At 63.7% G+C, this 1,457-nt stretch carries 1 protein-coding gene; it reads left to right on the forward strand.

The genetic code is table 11. The features are described 5' to 3' along the window. Positions 1-48: 48 nt before the first annotated feature. On the forward strand, positions 49-1,248 hold the full coding sequence (locus tag GY725_01825; protein ID MCP4002912.1) for an IS91 family transposase: 1,200 nt from the start codon (positions 49-51) through the stop codon (positions 1,246-1,248). Positions 1,249-1,457 lie beyond the last annotated feature (209 nt).

The raw sequence follows: 1,457 nt of genomic DNA on the forward strand, positions 1-1,457 counted from the left end.
CTGCGGTGAAGAGCCCATTCGACGAGGCCGAAGCGTCGAGTTAGACGGGTGGCGCGACGACGACTGGAAGTCGCCGACGTCGTCCGAGCTCATCGAGATGATTTGGTCGCCTCTCGCGGCGGAAGGCTCTCGGGAGCCGAACGTCGAGTGCTTGACGATATCGCTGCCTGCCGCACAGCAGCCCGGGGCGGGCATGTCGAACGGTGCGACCAGTGCGGGCACCAGCGCATCGCCTACAACTCCTGCAGGAATCGACACTGCCCAAAGTGTCAGGAGACGGCACGCGCCGAATGGACCGCCGATCGTGAGCGCGAGGTGCTGCCCGTCGAGTATTTCCACGTCGCCTTTACCATCCCGCATGAGCTTGCAGCCATCGCTCTGCAGAACAAGAAGGTTGTCTACAACATCCTGTTCAAGGCGTCGGGCGAGACGCTGCGTGAGATCGCAAGGGACTCGAAGCATCTGGGAGCGGAGATCGGGGTGCTTGCCGTCCTGCACACCTGGGGCCAGACGCTGGAGCACCATCCTCACATCCATTGCCTCGTTCCCGGCGGAGGGCTCTCTCGGGACGGCACAGAGTGGATTCCTTGCCGACCGGGTTTCTTCCTTCCGGTGCGAGTCCTCAGCAAGCTGTTTCGCGGGAAGTTCCTGTATCAACTCCGAATGGCCTTTGATCGAGGCGAGCTCCGCTTCCATCGCAGGCTCGCGGAGCTGGCAAACCGTGTGGCCTTCGAGTCGTTACTGGAAACGGTTTCCGGCAAGAAGTGGCGCGTCTATTCCAAGCCGCCCTTCGGCCGGCCGGAGCTGGTTCTGCGCTACCTCGCCCGCTACACCCATCGGGTCGCGATCTCCAACGCTCGCCTCGTCGCTCTACGCGCCGGTCACGTTACGTTCCTGTGGAAGGACTACAGGAAGCACTGCAGGTCTCGGACGATGACGTTGGGCGCCGTGCAGTTCATGCGCCGCTTCCTCCTGCATCTCCTCCCCAGGGGATTCGTGCGAATCCGGACCTACGGCTTTCTCGCCAATCGACACCGAGCGTCCAAGCTGGCCCAGTGCCGGTGGGCGATCGCCCAAATCGGGATGACGACCGGCGACGATGCTGGTAGCGACCTCGGTAAAGCTGCGGCCGACGACAAGCTCGGCCAATGTCCGGCTTGCCGGCACGGACGCATGTCCTGCGTGCTGATGCTCTCCGCTGCGGACCTGCTGCTCGGCTCCCGCGTCGTGGCGATGGACTCGTCATGATCGGCGCACTCGTCAATCGGCTGGCCCTCACACGCGCAACGGCGGAGCTGTCGCGTCGCGGATGCCCTTGTGGATCGGCATGCGCCGCGTCGTTTCAGCGCAGAGAACCGATCACGAGCCGCATGTCCACCCTTCACACACAGGCGACATGCGGCACGCATTCGGTACGTTACCGGGGCAGAGCATCGGCACGATTGCGGCATTTCCGC

This window comes from bacterium, assembly GCA_024226335.1.
Lineage (GTDB): Bacteria > Myxococcota_A > UBA9160 > SZUA-336 > SZUA-336 > JAAELY01.